1 protein-coding gene is annotated in these 1,106 nt (G+C 67.4%); it reads right to left on the minus strand.

Annotated features, from left to right (window positions below):
* Positions 1–165: 165 nt before the first annotated feature.
* Positions 166–1,106: IS701 family transposase (locus ALMP_RS33000; protein WP_264935138.1), on the minus strand; the 941-nt coding region annotated here is incomplete at its 5' end.

Below are 1,106 nucleotides of genomic sequence, written 5' to 3' on the forward strand. Positions count from 1 at the left end.
CTAGTACTGCAACGGTGCTTGTTCTGATTGCTGGGCAGTTTCAGGGGCTGTGTCCGCGTCGTTTGTAGTGGCTGATGCGGGCTTGGTGCTGGCGTCGTCGGCGCCAGGTCGACCAGTGCAAGATGTGGTCGACCGGGGTGGGGCGGCGGTCGGTGAGGCGGGTGATCAGGCGTTGGATTTCGGCGAGGCTGAGGTGGGTGAGGTGGGAGGATCCGTTTCTGCTTTGTCCGCATCCAGCTGGCGGGCTCGCAGGACGGTCAGGCAGGCGTGGACGGCCATGGCGAGGGTCATGTGGCGGTGCCAGCCGGGGTAGCGGCGGACCTGGTAGTCGTCCAGGCCGCATTCCTGCTTGGCGCTCTGGAAGCATTCCTCGACCGCCCAGCGGCTGCCCGCGATGCGGATCAGCTCGTCCAGCGTGGTGTCGGCGGGACAGTAGGCGATGTAGTAGGAGATCTCCTCGGGCCTGCTCACGCTGCGGCGGGCGATCACCCAGTGCCGGCGGTCCTCGCGGTGCCAGGGCCGCACCTCGACACGTGCCCAGTCGAAGATCCGCCGGCCATGGGCTCCTTCACCGCAGGAACGGCGTTTCCATTTCTGCCGCGGCAGGCCGGGGAACAGGTCGTGGACGGGGTGGTCGATGGACCAGCGGGTGACGACCGTGTCGTGCCGCGTGGTGGCCATGACGTGGAAGACGTCCGCCTGCTCGAGTTCGAACCGCCAGCCCTTGCTGTAGCCGTAGGCGGCGTCCGCCGTGACCCAGCTGAACGGGATCTTGTCGGCGATGGCCCGGCGGACCATCGCCTTGGCCATGGCCACCTTCGTCTCGAAGGCGACCGTATCGTCGATGCCTGCCCGCCGGCATCGCTCGCGGTCCTCCGTCCAGGACGTCGGCAGATACAGCCGCCGGTCGATCAGCGTGCGTCCGCGGCCGGTGGCGTAGGCGAGGAACACACCGATCTGGCAGTTCTCGGTGCGGCCGGCGGTTCCGGAACACTGCCTTTGCACGCCGGCAGAGCGGATGCCCTTCTTCAGAAACCCGGTCTCGTCGACGATCAGGACGGCCTCGCGGTCTGCGAGGTGTTCCACGACGTAGTCGCGTACGTCGT

The organism is Streptomyces sp. A012304 (genome assembly GCF_026008495.1).
Classification (GTDB): Bacteria; Actinomycetota; Actinomycetes; order Streptomycetales; family Streptomycetaceae; genus Streptomyces.